At 76.4% G+C, this 3,825-nt stretch carries 3 protein-coding genes; all 3 read left to right on the forward strand.

Annotation, left to right across the window (positions count from 1 at the left end):
* The coding region (locus CM1CMNOD_RS23870; RefSeq protein WP_347403385.1) for a 3'-5' exonuclease at window positions 1–1,030 on the forward strand (1,030 nt) is incomplete at its 5' end.
* Window positions 996–1,865 (forward strand): RecB family exonuclease, encoded by an 870-nt coding sequence (locus CM1CMNOD_RS23875; protein ID WP_347403386.1) that lies wholly within the window; start codon window positions 996–998, stop codon window positions 1,863–1,865. The genes CM1CMNOD_RS23870 and CM1CMNOD_RS23875, both read left to right, overlap by 35 nt.
* Window positions 1,862–3,825: ATP-dependent helicase (locus tag CM1CMNOD_RS04050; RefSeq protein ID WP_131773840.1), on the forward strand; the 1,964-nt coding region annotated here is incomplete at its 3' end. The genes CM1CMNOD_RS23875 and CM1CMNOD_RS04050, both read left to right, overlap by 4 nt.

Below are 3,825 nucleotides of genomic sequence, written 5' to 3' on the forward strand. Positions count from 1 at the left end.
GCTCCGGCAGGCGGTCGTGGATCCCGACCGGGCCCTGCTGATGGTGGAGGAACGCCTCGCCGGCCCGGCCCGGCGGCTGGGTGAGCTGCTGCGCTCGGCGCGTGCGGTGCGGGCCGCCGGTGGCACGTCCGAGGACGTCCTGTGGGTGCTGTGGTCCGGCAGCGGCTGGCCGCGGCGGCTGGAACGCGCCTCGGCCGCCGGGGGAGCCGCCGGCCGGGCGGCCGACCGTGACCTCGACGCCGTGGTCGCGCTGTTCGCCGCCGTCGGCCGGTCCAGCGACCGGCACGGGCCGGGTACCGGCATCGGCCCGGTGCTCGACGAGCTGGAACAGCAGCAGATCGCCGGTGACGTGCTCACCGAGCGCCCGGCGCGGCCGGATGTGGTCCGGCTGCTGACCGCCCACCGCAGCAAGGGCCTGGAATGGGACGTGGTGGTCGTCTGCGGTGTCCAGGACGGGGAGTGGCCGGACCTGCGGACCCGCTACTCGCTGCTGGAGGCCGAACGGCTGGAGCGCCCTGAGCTCGGCGGCGTGCGGGAGCCGGTGACCCGGGCCGAACTGCTCGCCGACGAACGCCGGCTGTTCTACGTGGCGCTGACCAGGGCGCGCCGACGTCTCGTCGTCACCGCGGTCGACTCCGCCGAGGACCAGGGGACGAGCCCGAGCCGGTTCTTCCACGAGCTGGCCGAGGCCGAGCGGCTCGGCGTTGTGGTGACGCGGGGGCGTTCCCGGCCGGCGCGTCCGCTCACGCTGCCGTCGGCGGTCGCGGCGCTGCGCCGGGCCGCGGTCGACCCGGAGTCGACACCGGCCATGCGGCAGGCGGCCGCGGCCCGGCTTGCGCGGCTGGCCGCCGGCCCGTCGACGCGCCGGCCGGCCGCTCGTCCCCGCGGCCCGTCCCGGCCGCTGGTGGGGGCTGGTCGAGGTGACCTCCGGCGAGGTGCCGGTGGTCGCGCCGGACGCCCCCGTCCGGCTGTCGGGGTCGTCGCTGTCGGGGCTCGTGACGTGCCCGACGCGCTGGTTCCTCGAACATGAGGCGCATGCGCAGGGCACCAGCAACGCCGAGATGGGTTTCGGCAAGGTCGTGCACGCGCTGGCCGACGAGGTGGCCACCGGGCGGACCCCGCCCGACCTGGGCGCTCTCGACACCCGGCTGGACCGGGTGTGGCGTCACCTCGGCTATGAGGCGCAGTGGCGCTCCGAGCAGCAGCGCGCGGCGGCGCGCCAGGCCCTGGCCCGGTTCCTGGTGTGGCATGCCGCGGCCCGCGGGCGGCGGCTGGTGGCCAGCGAGGTCCCGTTCTCCTGTGACCTGGCGGTGGGCGGGCGGACGGTCCGGCTGCGCGGCTTCGTCGACCGTATCGAGCTCGACGACGCCGGCCGGGTGCACGTCGTGGACTTCAAGACCGGCCGCACGGCGCCGTCCGGCACGGACGTGGCCCGGCATCCGCAGCTGGGCATCTACCAGCTGGCCGTCCGCGGCGGGGCGGTGGCGTCCGCCGGGCCGGGATCCGGCGCCGAGCCCGGCGGGGCGGAACTGGTACACCTGCGCCTGGACGCCGGGCCGGACCCGGCACCGGACGACCCGCCATCGGATGCCACCGGACCGGACGTCACCGGACCGAATGCCACGAAGGCGGGTGCCGCTGGGGCGGGTGCTACGGATGGGCGGCGGTCGGCTCGGGCGCCGAAGGTGCAGCGGCAGCCTGCCCTGCCGCCGGACGGCCCCACCTGGATGGACGATCTTCTCGTGGACGCCGTCGAGCTCATCGCCGCGGAACGCTTCCCGCCTCGTCCCGGCCCGGACTGCTCGATGTGCGCGTTCCGTCGCTGCTGCCCGGCCCAGGACGACGGACGACAGGTGATCATATGACCGCGAGTGGTGATCGTCTGGCCGTGGGCGCGGCGTCCCGGCCGGCCTGCGGCAGCCCCCGCCCCGGCGAGGGGCCACCGCCCGGTGGCGGCCTGGGCGCCGGAGGTGCTCCGCGTCTCGAGGGCGGCCCCCACGCTGGGGACGGCCCGCCGGCGCCGCTGGTCCCGGAGGACCTGCGTGACCTGCTCGGGGTGCCGTTCACCAGCGAGCAGATCGCCGCGGCGACAGCTCCGCTGGAGCCCGGTGTGATCGTTGCCGGTGCCGGTTCGGGCAAGACGTCGGTGATGGCCGCGCGGGTCGTCTGGCTGGTCGCGACCGGTCAGGTCGCGCCCGGGGACGTGCTCGGCCTCACCTTCACCACCAAGGCCGCGGGCGAGCTGACCGACCGGATCCGCCGGGGTCTGGCGAAGGCGGGCCCGGTCGGCACCGCCGACGGCCCCCGGGGCGTTCCTCCCGGCCAGCGTGAAGCCGGCGTGCCGGCCGCACCGGGCGCGGGCCACGGGGCGTGGGGCGCTCTGCCTGGCCAGCGAGGAGCCGGCCTGATCTCCGGCCCGCGGGAAGGCGATCCGGCCGGCCACCAGGAAGACGGCGCGCCCCAGCCGTCCCCGGGCGGGGACAGCGACGTCGACGGCGAACCGGTCGTGTCCACCTACCACTCGTTCGCGAAACGGCTGATCACGGACCACGCGCTGCGGCTGGGCGTCGAACCGGGATTCCGGCTGCTCGCCGACGCCACCCGCTTCCAGCTCGCCAGCCGGGTGCTGCGCCAGCACCGCGGGCCGGTCGAGGCGTTGACCCGGCCGATGTCGATGCTCACCGGTGATCTGGTCGCGCTCGAGGCGGAGCTCAGCGAGCACCTCGTCGACCCGGACGCCCTCGCCGCCTTCGAGTTGGACCGGCTCGCGGAGCTCGAAGCCGCGATCGCCGCCGGCCGCTGCGCCGCGCGCAACAGAGGCCATGTCGACACCCTCGGCCGGATGGTCATGGCCGCCCGCGCCCGCCGGGAACTCGCCGCCATGGTGGCCGAGTACCGGGCGGCCAAACAGGAGCTGGAGGTCATCGACTTCGGTGACCTGGTGACCCTTGCCGTCCGGCTGGCGGACAGCGTGCCCGAGGTCGGCGCGCTGGAACGCGCCCGGGCCAGGGTCGTGCTCCTGGACGAATATCAGGACACCTCCGTGGCGCAGCGGCGGATGCTCGCAGGCCTGTTCGGCGGCGGCCATCCGGTGACCGCCGTCGGTGACCCCTGCCAGGCGATCTACGGCTGGCGGGGGGCGTCGGTGGCGAACCTCGACGGGTTCCCGGCGCACTTCCGCCGCTGTGACGGCGAGCCGGCGCGGGTGTACGAACTGACGGTCAACCAGCGCAGCGGCGGCCGGCTGCTGAGCCTGGCGAACACGGTCGCGGCGACGCTGCGGGCCCGGCACCGCGTCGCGCGGCTGCGTCCCCGGCCGGACGTCGCCGAGCACGGCACGACGGTGGTGGCGCTGCATCCGACCTGGGCGGGCGAGGTCCGCTGGGTCGCGGCGACGCTGCGGGAGATCGTCGACGCCGGGCGGGCCAGACCGGGGGAGTGCGCGGTGCTGGTACGGGCGCGCTCCGACGTGCCCGCGCTGTACGCGGCCCTGCTGGCGGCGGGGCTGCCGGTGGAGGTCGTCGGGCTCGGCGGCCTGCTGAGCCTGCCGGAGGTCGCCGACGTCATCGCGACCCTGGAGGTGCTCGACGACCCCACCGCCAACGCCGCGCTGGTCCGGCTGCTGACCGGCCCACGGGTACGGCTGGGCCGGCGGGATCTCGCGGCGCTCGGCCGCGCGGCGCGGGCGGCCGTCCGGGTGGGGACGGACCGTGCCGCCGTCCTCGACCAGCCGGCGCCCGGCCCGCAGGCGTCCCGACAGCCGCAAAGCTCCGCCGGTCACGCCGGTCACGCCGGTCACGATGGCGGTGCCGGCTATGGCGACGG

The organism is Protofrankia symbiont of Coriaria myrtifolia (assembly GCF_900634755.1).
Lineage (GTDB): Bacteria > Actinomycetota > Actinomycetes > Frankiales > Frankiaceae > Protofrankia > Protofrankia coriariae.